An 18129-nucleotide genomic window follows, 5' to 3' on the forward strand; every position below is an offset into this window, starting at 1 on the left:
GTAGATCAGGGGTGTTTCTCAGCAGTTACGAACGCGCGTCACGCGAATTGCTCAGCGACTCAGCTGGGGTCGCTGCCGGCGATCGCCGACCACCAGATCGCGGTGACAGCTGCCAACAGACTCACTGCCAGAAATTGAGCAAAGCCCCCACCGTCGACGATCAGCCACAGCAGCCCGATTAACGGGCCGGCCACCGCTGCGGGGGCGTCGAGCATGATCCGACGACGCAGCGAACCGAATCTGGCGCTGCGCGTGCGCAAATCGGAGTCATTGAGGCGCGGGGCATCGAGAGGTGTTCCCGGCGGTAAGGTCGATCGACGCCGACCGGACGGCAACGCAACGATCCCTGGTTCGACGACGACGGCGCGGTGAGAGAAATTCGTATTTCGACGAATAGGCGGTGCTCGCACGCGTCGGTAGATTCACTGCCATGCCGACAGACTCCACACCCGACGGATTCGCTCTCGAACGCTTCGACGTCACCGATTCCGGGGCCATCGCCACGATCTTCGCCGCCAAGGACCTCCGAAACGGACTCTACGTTCTGCATTTCGCAGACAACGCGGCCTTCGTGGGCTACTCCGAATCACTCGCGGCCCGAGTGAATGCCGACCGCGAGATATGGCCCGACATCGAGGCCCTCGAGGTAGCACCCGGTGCCGCAGATCGTCTGGAGCAGCTCACCGATCTCGTGTCCCAGCTCCACCCACTGCGACAACGCCCGTCGGAGCCCACCGCGATCGGCGAAGCTCCGGGAGTGAAGACGGCACTGCCCAAAGAACGAGCCAAGCGCACGACGCTCCTCGACGCGGCCGTGGGACGCAGTCGTCGCCAGTTCTGGGAACTGTCCGACCACATCGCGTACCCCGCCATCCGAAGCATCGTGGCCGACTACGTCAACTCGTCGATCCCCGACCCAGCCAACACCGCGAAATACCTGTGGCAGACAGCCGCTCTGTCCGACGTACAGGACGACACCGGTCCGCGACGATTGTTGACGCTGGCGTGCGGCGGCTTCGAGACCCTGCGAGTCGACGAAATCGTGCACGACGACGACACGATCGAGCTCGACCTGCGCATCAACACCAACGTTCCGCGCGACCGGACCGACGAGCAACTCGAGGTCTCCAACGAAACCGTCAGCGCCGGAAGGGGACCGTACCGAGACGAACGGGTGTGGTCGTGGTCGATCGACCTCGGCGCGTTACTGGAAGAAGACGTGGATGTCGATCTCGGCATCGACGACGACACGTTCGACGATCTCGCGTACGGCCTCAACGCGCGGCTGATGCGGTCCGGAAACTCAACGGGCGCAGCGGCACACAACAACGATCTCGCGGCCGACCTACTCGCCGAGGCGTACCGGCAGCTGTTCGAGGCCGAGTGACCGACCGCCTCTGGTACGTCGCGTATGGCTCGAACCTGTTGCGAGAGAGGTTCTCCGTCTACCTGACGGGCTCCGAGGACGGCTCGGAGTTCGGGGCACATCCACCGGCACCCTCGTCGGCAGCGGTCGAGGCCGAACGCTGGTTGTGGATCGATCACGCCCTGTACTTCGCAGGCGTGTCCCGACGGTGGACCGGGGCGTCGGCCTTCGTGTCGCTGAACACCGATCCCACATATCCGTCTCTGGTACACGGATACCTGATCGACAGTGTGCAGTTGGCGCACGTCGCCTCGGTGGAGAACGTGGTCGATTCCGTCGATATCTCGGCTGTGGAATCACTGAGCATCGGCGAGTGGGCCGCACTCGACATCGACCGCCGAGGTGAAGCATACCGAGGGAAATACGAAGCGTTGCTACGGCTTCCGGACATCGACGGACTGCCCGCGTTCACACTGACGAGTTCGATCGTGCGGCAGCACGGCGAACCGTCGAGCAAGTATCTCTCGACGATCCGGCGTGGACTGCTGTCTGCAGAAATCGACATGGACGTCGACGCCTACCTCGACGCCGCCGCCGGACGCGTCACTTCAACGCGTCGAGGTTCGTCTTCAGAAGCATGACGTTGTAATCGGACCACCGAGAAGCCGTGAAGTACAGGTCTTTTCCGCTCGACATCGGGTGAATGAACGGCGCGTAGATGCCGCCTGCCGTCTGGTTGGCGTCGAGAATCGTCCTCGGTTCGCTCCACGGCCCCTCCGGGTTTTCCGCCGTGCGCGCCACCAGCGTCCGGTTGTTCTCGTTGCCGTACATCATGACGTACCGGCCGAGGTAGTCGTTCCACGCCACCGACATCTCGCTGACCGGGCCCTTCACCACGGCCACGGTGTCGCCGACGTTCTTGGACCATTGCTTGGCCGGATCGGGATCTTGCGTCGAATACTCGTACGCGTCGAGATTCTCGATCTGATCGGGCGCGACTCGGGAGACGAACGCGTCGCCGAATCGTCCGTTGGGAGTGCCGAACTGGTACAGGTACTGACCGTCTTGTCCCAGAACATAGGCGCTCTGCTGAAACTTGCCCTGGCTTTCGTGGACGTTGGTGAAGCCTGGGATCGTGACACCCTTGTTGACGCGGATCGTCTTGGGATCCGTCGTCCAATTCTGGCCGTTGTCGGTCGATTTGGCCGTTGCCGAGTAGTTCGTGATCCAGCGACCGGGCGTGCCCCAGCTCTGCACCGACATGTAGTTGATGTACTGGGTGTTGCCGATCGCGATAGCCGCCGTGGGGATGGTCGTGTCCTCGACGCTCGGTAGCTTCGCGCTCGAGATGATCTCGGCGGCGTAACGCGGATTGTTCGCTCTGACAACCGCACCCGAGGTGGTGTTCGCAGAGTCGGCCGGACCGATCGTGATGCCCTGCGACAGGTTCGTCGACGCCTTGTCCGAGCGAAAGAGTGCATTGCTGCGCCACTGGGCATTGCCGGAGGAGCAATCACCGAACGTGTCACCGAACGCCATCAAGATCTGGCCCGCACCGTTGTCCCAGGTGATACCGAGGTCGGTTCCGGACATCGCCAGGTTGTCGTAGGTGTCGTTCACGCTCTGCGGACCGGTGACCCAGGCGATGCTCTGGCTGTTCCCGGTGATGCGCGGCAGAGGACCCTGCGGTCCCTGCGGGTTCTTGCCCGACATTCCCGCGCTGCCCGACGAACCGAACAGCGGTGAGGAGCCCGGCCCACCCAGGCCGCCGCACGGTTCTGCAGAGACGGTCGGCGCAGTCAATGCGCTCAGCCCGCTCACTGCCAGTGCCAGGACAGCCCCAACAGCGATCTGCCGACTACGTAAGCGCATGGACGAACCCACCGTTTCCCGTGTGACCCACGATACTGATGTGACTGATGGGACGAGTGTTACGCAAATCTACTGATCGCGCAACAAATTGGGCGTGTCGGTACTTGACAAAACGCCTACGGCGAGAATGACACTCGTGTGATTAGCCGGCAATCATGCGCGCGTGAGTCGTATCCAGTGCGAACAGGGCAGCGCCCTGCACGACGACCGCCGTTCCGTGACCGATTGCCTGGTCAGCGGTGATTCGACGGCCGAAGCTGGGCTTCCGGACGGCGATGTGCGCACCGGCCGCGACATAGAGAACATCGAGCCCCGCATTGATCCACAGCAACTTGCTCAGACTCTTCGACGTCGGGACCGAGGAATTGAGCGCTCCCGCCCCTGCGATCGCCACATCGATCGCACCCCAACCCGCGGTCTGCTGGCCGAATGCACGACGGGCAGGCGACGAGCCGCGCACCGCCAACACCGTTCCGGCAAGCACACTCACACCGCCCCACACGGCGAGACGCCGACCGAGTAGTTGGGCGACGGCGGGAGCTTCCATACGAGTCATCGCTCCAGTGTGCCGGGCTCGAACCCGAAGGCCACCCGTAACGCGCGGTCCGTTGCTGCCGATCACCGAGCACCGGGTATTCGTGCTCGAAACGAACGGAGTCACCATGCTGAAGAAGATCCTCGCCGGCGCTGCACTGACGATCGGCGTGGCGGTGCTCGCCGCACCGACGGCATCCGCTGCGCCCGACGACAACCCGTTCGGCCCCAAGGACTCCACATCGAGCTTCGTCAACGCATTCGACCCCGCGGCCTACGGCAGCGCGAGCGAGAAGTCGCTGATCATCAGCCCGTTCGGGACCAGCCGGCAAATCGACTGCTGGTCGTTCCACGCCCGCGGATCATGCTCCCAGAACGGCCACGTGCTCGCCGAGATCCGAATCCCCTCCGGATCGTCGGAATGGGATTACCGAATGCTCTACGTCTACAACCCGTTCTGACAGTCGAATAGGGCACGGCCGCGATCAGAGTCCGAGCGGATGCGAGTCGGCCCCGGGCAACCAAGTGTTGCCCGGCCCGACCCACCCCCTCTCCTTGATCATCTTCTTCGCCGCACGTCGGTGGCGGCCGAGCAGGCGGTCGAGGTAGAGGAGCCCGGCCAGATGGTCGGACTCGTGCTGCAGACACCGCGCCAGATAGCCCGTGCCTTCCACCGTCACCGGGTTGTTCTCCACATCGACACCTGTGACACGGGCCCACTGGGCACGCCCGGTCGGGAACAGCTCCCCCGGCACGGACAGGCATCCCTCGGTGTCGTCCGGGTCGGGCATCGTCTCGGGAATCCCTGAGGTCTCGAGCACCGGGTTGATCACGTGTCCGCGATGACGGACCCCGCCGTCCCGCAGGTCGTAGACGAAGACCGAACGTGGGTCGCCTATTTGGTTGGCCGCGAGGCCCGCACCGGGTGCAGCCGTATTGGTGTCGAACATGTCCTCGACCAACGCTTCGAGCTCGTCGTCGAACACCGTCACGCGAGTTGCCGGAGTTGTCAGCCGGGGATCACCGGCAACCAGGATCGCTCGAATCGCCATGAGATAAGGATAGTTTCGCTCCGAGAGCGGCGAAGCCCTGGGCAACGAGGTTACTGTCGATCTGTGGCCCACTCCCGTCGTCCCTCCACCGCGCACCCCGCAGACAAGGTCTGCGCGTCGTGCGGTCGGCGGATCGAGTGGCGCAAGAAATGGGAGAAGAACTGGGATGACGTCAAGTACTGCAGCGACACCTGCCGGCGGCGCAAGGTGAGTGCAACCGACAAGGAACTCGAAGACAAAATCCGATCCTTGCTCGACGCCCGATCACGCGACGCCACGATCTGCCCATCGGACGTCGCACGAGCCCTGTCCGACGACGACTGGCGCGACTTGATGGAGCCCGTTCGCCGCGCGGCCCGACGTATGGTCGACACAGGCGAAGTCGAGATCACCCAGAAGGGGTCGGTCATAGATCCCTCGACCGCAAAGGGGCCGATCCGGATCCGTTGGAAGCGTTGACGGAAACCTGTCGGTGGGTGGGTATAGCTTTCGTGGTGTGAAGACATGGGGGGATGTGTTCGGGCTCGGGGACCAGGAGTTGGTCTCTGAGCTTGCTGACGTCATCTCTCTCGAAAACGCCCTCGCAGCACAGAGATTGACGTTGCTCGCCGAGATCGACCGACGTGGCTTGGCGATGAAACTCGGGCACTCGTCCGTCACCCGCTGGTACGCGAAGTCGATACGGATCACCGACGGATCCGCCGCCCGCCAGAACGCACTGGGGTACTGGTTGTTCGATCACCCCACGGTGCTCGACGCCCTCGCCGATGGTCGCATCCATGCCGCGCACGCCGCCGCCATCGCCGAGGGATACGACGTCGTCCTGGTGGCCGACCCGCCGTTGGATCAGGACCGGCGCGACGGAATTGTCGACGAATTGCTCGACACCGCGATGCGCAACACCGCCGGCCACGTCACCTCCCGCGCCCAGGCATTGGCGCATGCGGCCGCGGACGACGCCCGCGCACGACACGAAAAAGCCGAGAAACACCGCCGAGAGCAAGAACAGCAGGAACAGGAGCGTCGCGCCGCCGACACCGCCACGTCCTCCGACCGACACGGCGACCCGACACCGGATCCGGAACCGCCTGCGCCCGAGCCTGTTCCGCCGACACCTGCACCGCGACCGGTGTCGGAGAACTCGGCACTGAACCGGTTCGACCTGCATGCTCTGGCCAACGGCCGCTTCCAGTTCGGTGGCGACATCGACCGGTTGCTCGCCGAGAAACTTCTCACCGCTCTGTCGCCGTTGACGGCACCGCGGCCGGGTCCCGGCGGGGAGCGCGACCCACGCAGCCCGTCCAAGCGCCGGGCCGATGCACTCGATCAGATCCTCGACCGACACCTACGCGGCAGCACCCGCGGGTCGGCGGGCGGGTCGCGGGCGTCGGTGCACCTGATCGTTGCCCTGCGGGACTTGCTCGCCCACGGTGGCAACAAGCAAACGGGTAGCACTGCAACGGATTCGGTCGACACGGGTTCGGTCGCGAAGAGCTCCTCGAACGGCGGCGATAGCAACGGCTCGCGTCCGGATGGAGTGGCTCGAGGGGATATCGCTGCTCACGGCGAAGCGGCATCCGGATGTGGTGGTGCCGGGCAGAAGTCTGCGTCCGACCCGGGCGACGCTGGTTCTCGCGACGCCACCGCGGCCGGCCGTGGCGGTGACAGTAACGGCGGGCAGAAGTCTGCGCCCGAGCCGGGCGACGCGGACTGGCCGTTCCACCTCGACTGGACCGGCCCCATCAGCCGCTTCCTCGCCGAACTCGTCACCTGCGACGCCGACCTGACCCCGGTCATCGTCGACCACCACGGCGTACCACTCGCGCTCGGACGAACCACACGACTCGCCAGCGACGACCAACGCATCGCCCTGGCCATCCGCGACACCTGCTGCGTCATGTGCGGCCGCCCAGCCCAGTGGTGCCAAGCCCACCACATCAAATTCTGGGAACACGGCGGCCCCACCGACCTCGACAACCTCGCGCTGGTCTGCGGAGAATGCCACCGCCTCGTCCACCACGGCGACTGGCAGCTCATCATGGGCGACGACGGACACCCCTACGCCATCCCACCCGAATCCGTCGACCCCAGACAGCAGCCCCTCCCCAGCTACCACCGACGAAAACAGCGAGCAGCCTGAACAACTCAGGCGCGCAACGCGCGCTTGAGCAACTTTCCGCTCTGGTTGCGGGGCAACTCGTCCAGGAAAGTGACGGTCTTCGGCACCTTGAACGGCGCGATCCTGCCCTTCACGTGGTCGATCAACTCCTGCGCCGACACCTCACTTCCGTCCTTGAGCACGACGACAGCAGTCACCGCTTCGATCCACTTGTCGTCCGGAGTCCCGATGACCGCCACCTCGGCAACGGCGGGGTGGGTGTAGATCACGTCCTCGACCTCACGAGAAGCAACCAGAATTCCGCCCGTGTTGATGACGTCCTTGATCCGGTCGACGACCGTGATGAACCCCTCGGCGTCCCGAGTCACCAGATCACCCGAATGGAACCACCCACCCGAGAACGCATCCGCCGTCGCCTCCGGCTTGTCCCAGTAACCGTCGCACAATTGAGGCGAGCGGTAGAGAATCTCACCGGGCTCACCGTCCGGCACATCGTTACCGTCCGCGTCGACGACGCGGGTCTCGACGAAGAACACCGCACGACCGCACGACGCCGGTCTGGCCTCGTGCTCGGACGGCTGCAGAACCGTTGCCAGCGGACCGATTTCGGATTGCCCGAAGCAGTTGTAGAACTCGATGTCCGGGTATCGCTCACGCAGCCGGGTCAACACGGTGACGGGCATGATCGACGACCCGTACTGCGCCTTCTTCAACGACGACAGATCACGAGAATCTAGGTCGGGGTGATTGGCGAGCGGAACCCACACCGTCGGGGCCAGGAACAACGACTTGATCTTCTCGTCCTCGATCCGCCGCAGAATCTCCGCGACGTCGGGCTTGCGCATCAGTCGCACGGTCGCCCCGACCGACAGATACGGCAGCATGAACACGTGCATCCCCGCCGAGTGGTACATCGGCATCACCAACAGCGGGTCGTCGTCTTCAGTGAACCCCAGAGCGATCACACACGAGACGTACTCGGCAACGAGCGCGCCGTGAGACATCATCGCGCCCTTCGGTTTCGACGTCGTGCCGGAGGTGTAGAGCAACTGCGCCAGGTCCGCGGAGTCCGCGGCCGGCTCGAGGACCGAATCATCCCCGGCAGGGTCGAGCAGATCCGGAAGCGACACCACGAACTCGACGGCGGTACCGCTCCGAACGGAATCGAGCGTGTTCGACAATTCCGGGTCGACGAGCACTGCCCGTGCGCCCGACTGATCGAGCAGATACAGCAGCTCGTCGCCCACGAGTGCGTAGTTGATGGGCACGTGCATTAATCCTGCTCGCGCACAGGCAAGAAATGCCACCACGTACGCGTCGGAGTTGACGCCGTACGCCGCCACCCGGTCACCCTTGTCCAAGCCCATCGCGATCAACCGACGGGCGACCCGCGTCACGGCAGTGTCGAGCTCGCGGTAGCTATGGCTGCGGCCTTCGAACGTCACAGCCGGACGGTCGGGAAATTTCGCCGCCGACCTGCGCAGAACGCCGTCGACGGTGCTGACTCGGGTGCCGTTCGTCATGACAACGACGTTATAGGGCGTCCAAGCTTTTTGCCTCGACTTCGACGTCGATGGTTCGCTCGCCGATCACGGGGCATTCGGTGTTGCATGACAATCAAACAAGCACTCGACAGTCTCGAGACTGCCTCGTTTCTCGACGGACCCAGCGACGCGATCCATGGCGTACTTGCACCTGCGGTAGCGGACAGTGCCGTGGGATCAGCGCTGCACGGCCGGTGGATCGGGCACCCCATCCACCCTGCGCTGGTGACGGTGACCATCGGCAGCTGGACCAGCGCAGTCGCGCTCGATCTCGTCAAGAACCAGTCCAGGGCAGCCAAAATTGTCGTCGCGCTGGGTCTCGCGTCCGCGCCTCCGGCGATAGCGACCGGATGGGCCGACTGGTCGACGATGAACACTGTGCAGCGGCGGGTCGGCATCATCCACGCGGCCTCGAACGCGACCGGCGTGTTCCTCTTTCTGGGCTCCTACCTCCGTCGCCGGAAGCAGACCGACGGAGTCGCCAAAGCTCTGGCGGCGGCCGGCCTCGCAGCCGCAGGACTCGGCGGACTGATCGGCGGGCACCTCGCCTACAGCACCCCCGGCAGCGAGGCCGAGTCCGAAGCTCGACACCGCCTGCCGAGCTGAAAACCCGTCAACAGTTGTTCGGTTCTCCGATCTTGACCGCCGACAGCACGGCTTCGCCCTCGCCGATGAGGACACCGGGAGCCGGATCCTGTTCGACGACAATCCAGTTCGAATCGTTGACCTGCATCCGGCCCTCCCCCGACGCGTCAGCGCTGCGGGAGTAGAAGACACCGGCCGCCTGGATCGCGTTCTGCGCAGACTGCAGATTCATACACACAACCGGAGGCATGTAGGCCGGGGCTGCGGGTGCGGGCCTCGCGACCGTCGGGGTATCGGGAATGACGATCCTCGGCACAACGGTAGAGCGCGTGAGGCCTCCCCCTGGCACCGCCTCGACCTCCGTGCCGACGTCTGCGCTCGGCGTGCTGCACCCCGCCAGCATCGGCAACACGGCAATGCAGGCCGCGAACACATGCCTTCTCGTCGACATCGAGACCTTTCGTAACGACAAACCCCCACCACAGCAGCCGTCTTTGATGGATCGCTCCTTGCGTCGATCCGTTACCGGTGGCGTTTCCGTACACCGTACGGTAGGCTGCGGCGGCACTGCGCGAACCAACGTGGGTGTACGCCCTTCGGGGCGCGGCGAAAGGCAATCGACAACGCGATGACCGAGCCCCAGCTAGTAGTACAAAACCAGCCACCTACCGATGCACTGTCCACGATCGTCGTGCGTGGAGCCCGAGAGAACAATCTGCGCGACGTCGACCTGGATCTGCCGAAACGCTCATTGGTCGTGTTCGCCGGCGTCTCCGGGTCAGGCAAGTCGTCGCTGGTGTTCGACACCATCGCCGCCGAGGCCCAGCGGCAGATCAACTCCACGTTCACCGCGTTCGCGCAGACGTTTCTGCCGTCCTACGGCCGACCGGATGCTGACCTGATCGCGAACCTGTCGGCCGTCGTCATCGTCGATCAGAAGCGACTGTTCGGTGGCCCGAGGTCGACGGTCGGCACCATCACCGACATCGGAGACTGGCTGCGCATGCTGTGGTCCCGCGCCGTCACGCCGAGCATCGGCTACGCCAACGCCTTCTCGTTCAACGACCCCGCCGGGATGTGTCTCGAATGCGAGGGGCTCGGCGAGGCGAAGGTCGTCGACCTCGGCGAACTGGTGGACGAGTCGAAGTCGTTGCGCGAGGGCCCGTTCAAGCATCCCGACTTCGAGGTCGGCAAATGGCCGTACCGGGTGTTCGCCGACTCGGGCCTGTTCGATCTCGACGTCCCGATCGAGCAGTACTCGGCGCGCGAGCGTCACCTCTTCTTCGACGCCAAGCCCGGCGAGGTCGAGGTGACCAATCCCGACGCCGTCATGAAGAGCTACGAGGGCATCGTGTCGAGGTTCCGCCGAAGCTACCTCGTCAAGGACGCAGATGCGCTCAAGGGCAAGGCGAAAGCCGCGTTCGAGCGCATCGTCACGCGCGGCGTCTGCGAGGCCTGCGGCGGTTCCCGCTACAACGACACCATCCGCGGTGCCACTCTCGAAGGACTTTCCCTGCCCGACGCGTTCGCCATGCAGGTTTCCGAACTAGCCGACCGTATCGAACAATGGGACATCAAGGGCCTGCACTCCGTCACCACCGAAATCGTCACGCAGTTGACCAGGCTCGTCGATCTCGGCCTGGGCTACCTGAGCCTGGACCGTGCGACGTCCTCGCTCTCGGGTGGTGAATCCCAGCGCATCAAGATGGTTCGTCACCTCGGAGCCACGCTGAACGACATGCTCTACGTCTTCGACGAACCGACGACCGGTTTGCATCCTCGCGACGTGCACCGCCTGAACGACATGCTGCTCGCGCTGCGCGACAAGGGCAACACCGTCCTCGTCGTCGAACACGACCCCGAGGTGATGGCCATCGCCGACCGGATCGTCGAGATCGGACCGGGCGCCGGAAAGTCTGGTGGCACAGTGGTGTTCGAGGGAACCTTCGACGAGCTCCGCCGAGCCGACACCAGGACCGGCGTCGCGCTCCGGCGTGATGACGCCGAGATACGCACTCCCCGTGTCCCTTCGGGCTGGCTGAGCATCTCCGGTGCCACCACCCACAACCTGCGCGCCGTCAGCGTCGACATCCCGCTCGGGGTACTGACAGCCGTCACCGGTGTCGCCGGTTCCGGAAAGTCGAGCCTCATCCACGGTCATCTGCGCGAGGCCGCGCCCGACGCCGTCGTCATCGACCAGGCACCGATCCGGGGCTCACGCCGTTCGTCCCCCGCGACCTACACCGGTCTGCTCGATCCGATCCGCGCGTACTTTGCCAAGAAGACGGGCCAGCCGCCGTCGCTGTTCTCCCCCAACTCGGACGGCGCGTGCCCCGATTGCCAGGGCAGCGGTGTCATCTTCACCGAACTCGGATTCACCGATCCCGTGACGAGTACCTGCGAGACGTGCCAGGGCAGGCGCTTTCGCTCCGGGGCCATCCTGCACACCGTCGACGGCGTCAGCATCGCCGACATCTTCGAGATGTCCGTCGAGGACGCGCAGGACTTCTTCGAGGTCCAGAAGATTCGAGACATTCTTCGTCGCTGCCGGGACGTCGGACTCGGCTACCTCTCGCTCGGGCAGAACCTGTCGTCACTGTCCGGCGGCGAACGGCAACGTCTCAAACTCGCCACCGAGCTGATCGGGTCGTCTTCGGTGCTGGTGCTCGACGAACCGACGACGGGACTGCACCCGTCGGATGTGTCGAACTTGGTTGCGTTGCTGTCTGGGATGGTCGACGAGGGCAGGTCGGTGATCGTCATCGAACACAACCTCGACGTCGTCGCCGCGGCGGATCACATCATCGATCTAGGTCCCGACGGCGGCCACAACGGCGGGCTGATCACCTTCACCGGCACGGTCGACGAGCTGGTGGCCTCGGACACCCACACCGGTAGGTACTTGGCACGGAGCCTGGGGCGTTGACCGCTCCCCGATAGTGTTGGCGTTCGAAGAGACACCGGACAACACAGGAGTGGCAGTGCAGCGTCGATCGGCACGAATGATCTCAGCCGGGTTCGCGGTCGTCGCGCTCGTAGCGGCGGGATGCAGCACCACGGAAACGGACGCGCCACCCGCCGCCGATCCGGCACCCGCGGCGAGTGGCGAGTTTCCGAGGACGATCACGTCCGGCTCGGACGGCGGCTCGGTCACCATCGACGCTGCTCCACAGAAGATCGTGTCGCTGAGCCCAACCGCGACGGAGACGCTGTACGCCGTCGGGGCGGGCGACCAGGTGGTGGCCGTGGACGATCAATCGGACTTCCCCGCCGATGCTCCGAAGACAGGGTTGTCGGCGTTCACCCCGAGCCTCGAAGCGATCGTGGCGTACAACCCCGATCTGGTGATCGCCTCCACCGACCTGGGCCTCGTGACGTCGACACTGGCCGAGGCAGGCGTTCCGACGCTGGTGCTGCCTGCCGCGACGAGCATCGACGACGCCTACTCGCAGATCGAGCGCGTCGCGGACGCCACCGGCCACGACGCCGACGGCGGTGCCGTCGTGTCCCGGACTCGTGCCCGGATCGATGCAGCCGTCGCGAGCGTCCCGACCCGCGAGGCGCCGCTGACGTACTTCCACGAACTCGATGACACGTTGTACACGGTGACGAGTGCGAGCTTCGTCGGGCAGATCTATGGTCTGTTCGGACTCACCAGCGTCGCCGACGGTTCCGACGCCGGCGACTACCCGCAGCTCGCCGCCGAGGCCGTCATCACGTCGAACCCGGATGTGGTGTTTCTTGCCGACGCCCAATGCTGTGGCGTCACAGCCGCTTCCGTCTCGTCGCGACCGGGTTGGGGATCGATGACCGCCGTCCGCGACGGCCGGATCTTCCCGATGGACGAGGACCTGTCGAGTCGATGGGCCCTCGTATCGCAGACCAGGCAGAGGCCGTCGCTGCGGTGGTACAACAGATCCCTGCGTGAGCTATCGATGCCCGATACGAACCTCGTCCACGAATACACCTGTCGCCCAAAGCAAGCGAGACCTCATCTGGTCGGGCAGGGTAACCGTCAGTTGGACGAGGTACTGATCGACGATGTGGTGGACGACGACATACCGGGTCCGGGCGAACAACGTCCGACCCTCCCACTCGTACCGACCCGCAATCGAAACGGACGGTAGACCGCAGAACGGGTCGCGGTCGTAGCTGACGTCGATCCATTCCGGAAGTGCCCGGGAGTCGCCGAACCCACAAGCCAGCAGGGTCTGCGGATCGAGTGACCGCGTCAACTTTCCGGTCAAGACTGCCGCGTTGGGAACGAACCCGTCGACCGCATCTGCCGGAGAACACAGCACCGCGGTGGCGTGCGGAAACAGATGCGCAGGAACGAGATCCCACCCCGGCAGCGCAGGGAGCTCCAGACCGAACCTTGCGCATTCGTCGAGATGTACGGGCGCGAGCTCGACACCACGCTGTTGCAGAACGCCCTGCATCGATTGTTCCCGAGTTGTCACTGGACGTCCCGTCGACCCGACATCGACGCCGCTCGGTCTGCTTCGATGCGATCGAGGAATCGAGGCGGGCGCAGTAGCTCTCGCGCGTCGTCGTGGGCAAGCTGCGCACGGCCCCAGGGATTGGCCCGACACCACTGCAGTACGGACAGCAGTGCGTTGGGCTCGACCTTCTTCTCGCACGCCATCAGGACCAGCACCTGATCCGTTCCACCGGCAGGGTCGCGATACACGACTCGGATGGTGGGGTACCAATGTGAATGCGACACCGCAGGATTCGGATGCGTCCGCGGCTGCAGCTCGACGATCCCGTCCCACGGGACAACCGTGATTGCAGTGGTGGCCTTCCATCCGCGGCGCCGGTAGATCTCCTCCACGAGGCCATCGGGATGCAGTGAAATTCGGGTCCGGTTGACGACGAGCACACTCAGTGCGAAAAACAGCAGACATATCGGAGCGCCGAAGTGCGACATGACTACGACGCCCAGGTCGTGACGCGTTGTACTTACCCGTGCGTCTCCTCCCCAGTGGATGTAGGACAGGCCGGACACCAACGCGAATGCGAGTATTCCGCTGCGATACAACACAGTCCCCCGCCCCGGCACTGCCACGCCTCGGCCGACTCCGGCGACAGTCACCGGTCGCACGAACAGCGACAGCCGCGCAGACCCGATGCCGGACAACACCACGGCCGCTGCGAGCGGTATCAGCACCGCGAGCACCAGCGGCGACACGAGGAGAACGGTCTCCCCGGAAAGCGTCCCGAACAGGAGAACCGGAGCCACGATCGTCGCGGCAAGGACTGCAGACGAAACTCCGAGAGCTACCAGCCAACCCAGGTGAACACTGCGCCACGTCCGCACCCACAATGGATACTTCTGCGCTACCAGGCTCTTACGCAGCACGTCCTCGGTCTGGGGCGTGCGATCGTCTCTGATCTCGCTCATTTTCCTGCCGCCTCGAACAACTTCTCCACGCCGTAGCTGACGACTTGGCCCAGAGCGATCCCGGCAGCAGCGCCGGCCACCGTGCCGGGCCCCGGAAAAATGGAACCCGCCATGCCACCCACGGCTCCGAACGCCCAGGTCGTAATTGCTCCCGCGACTATCGGCGTCGCCTCGACGATCACGGCCTCGGCCGGGTTCACGCCCTCGTCGATTTTTCCCGCAATTCCGGGAATCGCACCCGCAACGACTCCGAAGACCCCGAGCCCGCGTCCGATGTTCTTGGCAACGTCGTCGACGGATTCGACACCGGGTATTTCCAGCGCCCGCCTTGTCACGGCGGCCATGCCTCCGACGACCGACGCCGCGATGGTCGACGGCCAGTCCGGCATCCAGGAGAACGACCCGTCCGGGTTCTCGACGAACTTTCCGGTGGGATTGTCGAGGGCGAGCGCCGTCAGCACCTCGGTGGGCTCGGCCAGCTGCTGCGCAGCGTCGAGAGCGACACTCTCGGCCTGGCGCAGAGCACTCTGGATGTCCTCGGTCAATTGATTTGCTGCAGAACGCAGTTCGTCGGCTCGACGCGTCTTCTCGTCACCCAGGCTGTCGGGAATCAGCGCGATCATCCCTTCGGGATTCACCACACCGTCGGCCCGTACCGCGAACCCGCTCGTCGTAGCCGCGGACACCTGAGCCTGCACGTGCGCTTGGGCGGCCTCGACGATATCGGCTGCACCTTCGAATGCAGCGGCGAGCGAGTCGATTTCGCTGCAGACGGAGCTCATCCGGGAGCATTCGGCCACTACGCGATCGGCTGCGGCGCGTGCCGCGTCGCCGGTCCACGTCTCGGCCAGTGTGTCCTGCTCTTCCAAGACCCCGGTTCGTTGGCCGTTGACGCGCTCGACTATCTCGGCCAGTTCGATCATCGTCTTGCGCATCGACTGCGGCTCCCAGCCGGCGACGTGCGGCACGGTCGGGGTCATTTCGGCTGGTCCATCGCAGCGAGGCGGCGGGCAAGGTCGTCGTCGGTGATCTCGTAGTTCTGCGCGACACCACGGGCGATGTCCGCAACGCATTCGGCTCGGCCTGCCAGAGCGGCAACAGCTCCCGCAGCCGCTGCGGACGCTGCCGCACACGCTGCGCGAAAGTCGGTACCCTGCAGCGCATTCTCGGATGCTCGGAACGGGGCGAGGGTGTCCAACTCGGCGATCACCTCCCCCGTTCCCGACAGCACATTCGAGAACTGCCGCAGGATCACTGGATCCACATTCACTGTCATGACGCTCCCCCGAGTCGCACCGTATCGACGCCCGGTGAATCGGCGTCATCGGGTTTGACGCAGCGAGCCCGTTATCGGTTCCGTGCCGAAGCTAGGACCGCGACAGTTCCAGTCGCTCACGAAGCGGTGGTGGCACCAGCAGGTCGGGTGAGTCGTAGCCGGTCATGCGGATCCGGTTGACCGGGCCTTCTGTGCACCACTTCATCAATGCCAGAACGGCATTCGGCTCGGCTGCGAGCAAATGGATGCGAATCGCCATCCGGTCCGGTTGATCCAACCGGTCGCGGGGACGCTCGATATCGAGCCCAGTCGCTCGGACATACAGTACGGGCTCGGTGAACCCACTCCCCCGCTTCTCTGACGTTCGGTACGTCGAGGCCTCGTACTGCTCCACATCGTCCCAGCGCACGAGGATGTCGTGAGTGCGAGGAAAGAAGAACATGCACGACCGTCTGCGTCTGACAAATCCGTCCGCGAACAAACGCAGTTCGACGCTGCTGCGGAAGCCGAGCGTCGCCACCAGTACAACGATGGCAATTCCAGCAATCGGCATACCAGCCGCGCCGAACACGTCACTCTTCGACAGGGCGACCCCCATTCCTGACATCAAGATGGACGCGACCGTGATCAACCAGAGCTTGGCGGTCCGAGGCGGAATGGAGACGCCGCTACCGAGCGCGTGGTCCTCGACGCGCCGAACGAATCGGACGGGGATTCCCCATCGAATCACGTTGTCGTTAATGCCGATCCAAACGCAAGCCATGAGGGCAAGTAGAGCGATCGATCCGATCGTGTGCCCATTGTCGCTTCCTTGCACCTCGAGCCGTCCGCGATAGATCGCAATGGCTACCACCGCGACAATCGCGATGACGGCCTGCCACAGGCGGCCCAACGTGTTCGGCCAGTACGGGACCCAGATAGGTCGTTCTGCGTCGGTGTACTTCGTCTCACTCATGCGTCCCCCCACAGTCGGTATCAGGTATTGGACGCACCGGTGGTGCGATCGGTTCCCCGCTGCTCGGTTCGATGAGACGGGGATCCAACGCGTACCGTTGGCGCGGCTAACGACTTAGGAGGGCGATCGCAATGAACGGCCGTCGATTATCGTTCGCTGCCGCGGCCGGACTCGCGGCCGCGATGGGCGTCGGGCGATTCGTGTTCACGCCGCTGCTACCGATCATGGTCGACGCAGCGGAGGTGACACCGAGCAGCGGTGCCGTCATCGCAACCGCGAACTATGCCGGCTACCTCGTCGGCGCGATCGTGTTGTCGGTGCGCCCGTCGATCAATACGACGACGTCGTTCAGGCTGTGGACGCTCGTGCTCATCGCAAGCGAATTGGCGATGGCTGCAGTGCATTCCACCGCAACGTTTTCGGCGCTGCGGTTCCTGGCCGGCCTCGCGAGTGCCGCGGTGTTCATCGCCTGCGCGAGCACCGTCACCAAGCACAGAGCGGACGGTGCGTCACCAGGAATCGCGTTCGGCGGCGTCGGTGCAGGTATTGCAGCGTCCGGCATTCTGACGTTGCTCGCCGGACCACATCTGTCGTGGGAGGCGCTGTGGTTGTGCTCGGCGATACTGACTGCGGTGCTCGTCGCCCCGGCGTGGACGCTTCGGGTACACCCCGAGCCTGCAGGGCGGTCCGAGGCGGGCGAGGTGAACGCCGGAACCCGCGCGGTGTGGCGGACATTGCTCGTCGCGTACTTCCTCGAGGGCCTCGGGTACATCGTCGTCGGCACATTCCTCGTTGCGGCGGTCGGTGGCCACGGCAGCACGTCGGTGGGTCCGGTTGTGTGGATCGTCGTCGGATTCGCCGCGGTACCGGCGACGGTGCTGTGGCAAGGGGTGGCACGCCGAACCAGCCTGCGCAAAGCTCTGGTAGCAGCGTTCGCATTGCAGACCGTGGCCGCAGTGCTTCCCGCACTGACCGGGAACACCCTTGCCGCCGTATGTTCAGCGTTGTTGTTCGGGGGAACGTTCATGGGCATCACGATGCTGACGATGAGCACAGCGCAAACACTTCCCATCGGCCGTACCGCGGCGACGCTGACGGCGGTCTACGGCGTCGGGCAGGTGGTGGGTCCATTGGTCGTCGCGCCGGCGATCGGGGACTCCTACTCGACCGCCTTCGCAATCGCGACCGGCGTGCTGGTGCTGGGAACCGTGGCTTCTGTGCGGATACTGCGGATGTCGGCGTGAGGCCACCCCCACATTCGGTTGGGTGCTGACGGGAAAAAGCCCAGGTGACGAAGATCGCGTCAGCTGTGACCAGGGCCTTCGCTCTTGACGGTTCACGCGTACCTACCCAGGATGTTTCGTACACCCTCGGCGCCGGGAAGGCGTCGAGAATGCGCACAGGGCACATCGACCCCGAGGC

The 18129-nt window shown here is 64.7% G+C and carries 19 protein-coding genes and 2 pseudogenes; 10 read left to right on the forward strand and 11 right to left on the reverse strand.

Translation table 11 applies throughout. From position 1 onward, the window contains the following. Positions 1-59: 59 nt before the first annotated feature. Complete coding sequence (locus VF34_RS03740; protein ID WP_052718583.1) at positions 60-260, reverse strand: hypothetical protein; 201 nt, start codon at positions 258-260, stop codon at positions 60-62. A 170-nt stretch (positions 261-430) separates the two neighbouring features. On the opposite strand from VF34_RS03740, the gene VF34_RS03745 reads away from it, so the two are divergent. After that, positions 431-1387: a hypothetical protein gene (locus VF34_RS03745; protein ID WP_231578182.1), complete on the forward strand. Its 957-nt coding sequence runs from the start codon at positions 431-433 to the stop codon at positions 1385-1387. Beyond that, the gene (locus VF34_RS03750; protein ID WP_045840875.1) at positions 1384-2007 is read left to right on the forward strand and encodes a hypothetical protein; all 624 of its coding nucleotides are present in this window, start codon (positions 1384-1386) and stop codon (positions 2005-2007) included. Before VF34_RS03745 ends, VF34_RS03750 begins: the two co-directional genes overlap by 4 nt. Here the strand turns inward: VF34_RS03750 and VF34_RS03755 are convergent. Together VF34_RS03755 and VF34_RS03760 are read right to left on the reverse strand one after the other, a co-directional pair. Further along, complete coding sequence (locus VF34_RS03755) at positions 1970-3238, reverse strand: DUF4185 domain-containing protein (RefSeq protein WP_045840951.1); 1269 nt, start codon at positions 3236-3238, stop codon at positions 1970-1972. The two genes, VF34_RS03750 and VF34_RS03755, sit on opposite strands and share 38 nt — an antisense overlap. Before the next feature lie 142 nt (positions 3239-3380). After that, a complete protein-coding gene (locus VF34_RS03760) occupies positions 3381-3794 on the reverse strand; it encodes a DUF6992 family protein (protein WP_197077426.1) in 414 nt (137 codons plus the stop codon). A 106-nt stretch (positions 3795-3900) separates the two neighbouring features. Between VF34_RS03760 and VF34_RS03765 the strand changes: the two genes are divergently transcribed. After that, a complete protein-coding gene (locus VF34_RS03765; RefSeq protein ID WP_045840952.1) occupies positions 3901-4233 on the forward strand; it encodes a hypothetical protein in 333 nt (110 codons plus the stop codon). A 24-nt stretch (positions 4234-4257) separates the two neighbouring features. Here VF34_RS03765 and VF34_RS03770 read toward each other — a convergent pair whose 3' ends face one another. Continuing rightward, a complete protein-coding gene (locus VF34_RS03770) occupies positions 4258-4824 on the reverse strand; it encodes a peptide deformylase (protein WP_045840877.1) in 567 nt (188 codons plus the stop codon). A 63-nt stretch (positions 4825-4887) separates the two neighbouring features. On the opposite strand from VF34_RS03770, the pseudogene VF34_RS25465 reads away from it, so the two are divergent. The 3 genes and pseudogenes from VF34_RS25465 to VF34_RS03780 form a co-directional block, all read left to right on the forward strand. After that, positions 4888-5016 (forward strand): annotated as a pseudogene (locus VF34_RS25465) (DUF2256 domain-containing protein); the annotation flags it as partial. A gap of 15 nt (positions 5017-5031) precedes the next feature. After that, a complete protein-coding gene (locus VF34_RS25470; protein WP_230597321.1) occupies positions 5032-5283 on the forward strand; it encodes a DUF3253 domain-containing protein in 252 nt (83 codons plus the stop codon). A 37-nt stretch (positions 5284-5320) separates the two neighbouring features. Continuing rightward, the gene (locus tag VF34_RS03780) at positions 5321-6964 is read left to right on the forward strand and encodes an HNH endonuclease signature motif containing protein (RefSeq protein ID WP_045840879.1); all 1644 of its coding nucleotides are present in this window, start codon (positions 5321-5323) and stop codon (positions 6962-6964) included. Positions 6965-6969: 5 nt separating this feature from the next. Here VF34_RS03780 and VF34_RS03785 read toward each other — a convergent pair whose 3' ends face one another. Next, positions 6970-8466 carry a fatty acyl-CoA synthetase gene (locus VF34_RS03785; protein WP_045840880.1) on the reverse strand — a complete coding sequence of 499 codons (1497 nt, stop codon included), beginning with the start codon at positions 8464-8466 and terminating at the stop codon, positions 6970-6972. An 87-nt stretch (positions 8467-8553) separates the two neighbouring features. On the opposite strand from VF34_RS03785, the gene VF34_RS03790 reads away from it, so the two are divergent. Then, positions 8554-9093 (forward strand): DUF2231 domain-containing protein, encoded by a 540-nt coding sequence (locus VF34_RS03790; RefSeq protein ID WP_032388485.1) that lies wholly within the window; start codon positions 8554-8556, stop codon positions 9091-9093. A 7-nt stretch (positions 9094-9100) separates the two neighbouring features. Here the strand turns inward: VF34_RS03790 and VF34_RS03795 are convergent, their stop codons facing one another. Next, positions 9101-9304, reverse strand: a complete 204-nt coding sequence (locus VF34_RS03795) for a hypothetical protein (RefSeq protein WP_045840953.1) — start codon at positions 9302-9304, stop codon at positions 9101-9103. Positions 9305-9700: 396 nt separating this feature from the next. Here VF34_RS03795 and VF34_RS03800 point away from each other — a divergent pair, with 396 nt between their 5' ends. Next, the gene (locus tag VF34_RS03800) at positions 9701-11998 is read left to right on the forward strand and encodes an ATP-binding cassette domain-containing protein (protein WP_045840881.1); all 2298 of its coding nucleotides are present in this window, start codon (positions 9701-9703) and stop codon (positions 11996-11998) included. Positions 11999-12074: 76 nt separating this feature from the next. Then, positions 12075-13000 (forward strand): annotated as a pseudogene (locus tag VF34_RS03805) (ABC transporter substrate-binding protein). A 1-nt stretch (position 13001) separates the two neighbouring features. On the opposite strand, the gene VF34_RS25815 reads toward VF34_RS03805, so the two are convergent. The 5 genes from VF34_RS25815 to VF34_RS03830 all read right to left on the reverse strand — a co-directional run bounded on the left by VF34_RS25815 (position 13002) and on the right by VF34_RS03830 (position 16707). Then, positions 13002-13511 (reverse strand): LpqN/LpqT family lipoprotein, encoded by a 510-nt coding sequence (locus VF34_RS25815; RefSeq protein ID WP_196249600.1) that lies wholly within the window; start codon positions 13509-13511, stop codon positions 13002-13004. Positions 13512-13528: 17 nt separating this feature from the next. Then, entirely contained in the window at positions 13529-14476 is a 948-nt protein-coding gene (locus VF34_RS25170; RefSeq protein WP_032375306.1) for a hypothetical protein, read from the reverse strand. Next, positions 14473-15456, reverse strand: a complete 984-nt coding sequence (locus VF34_RS03820) for a hypothetical protein (protein ID WP_045840882.1) — start codon at positions 15454-15456, stop codon at positions 14473-14475. The genes VF34_RS25170 and VF34_RS03820 overlap by 4 nt, the downstream gene beginning before the upstream one ends. Beyond that, positions 15453-15752: a type VII secretion target gene (locus tag VF34_RS03825; RefSeq protein WP_032388477.1), complete on the reverse strand. Its 300-nt coding sequence runs from the start codon at positions 15750-15752 to the stop codon at positions 15453-15455. The genes VF34_RS03820 and VF34_RS03825 overlap by 4 nt, the downstream gene beginning before the upstream one ends. 91 nt (positions 15753-15843) lie before the next feature. After that, positions 15844-16707 (reverse strand): hypothetical protein, encoded by an 864-nt coding sequence (locus VF34_RS03830; RefSeq protein WP_045840883.1) that lies wholly within the window; start codon positions 16705-16707, stop codon positions 15844-15846. A 131-nt stretch (positions 16708-16838) separates the two neighbouring features. On the opposite strand from VF34_RS03830, the gene VF34_RS03835 reads away from it, so the two are divergent. Then, a complete protein-coding gene (locus VF34_RS03835) occupies positions 16839-17951 on the forward strand; it encodes a YbfB/YjiJ family MFS transporter (RefSeq protein WP_045840884.1) in 1113 nt (370 codons plus the stop codon). Positions 17952-18129: the final 178 nt, after the last annotated feature.

Source organism: Rhodococcus sp. PML026 (assembly GCF_000963615.1).
GTDB lineage: Bacteria > Actinomycetota > Actinomycetes > Mycobacteriales > Mycobacteriaceae > Rhodococcoides > Rhodococcoides fascians.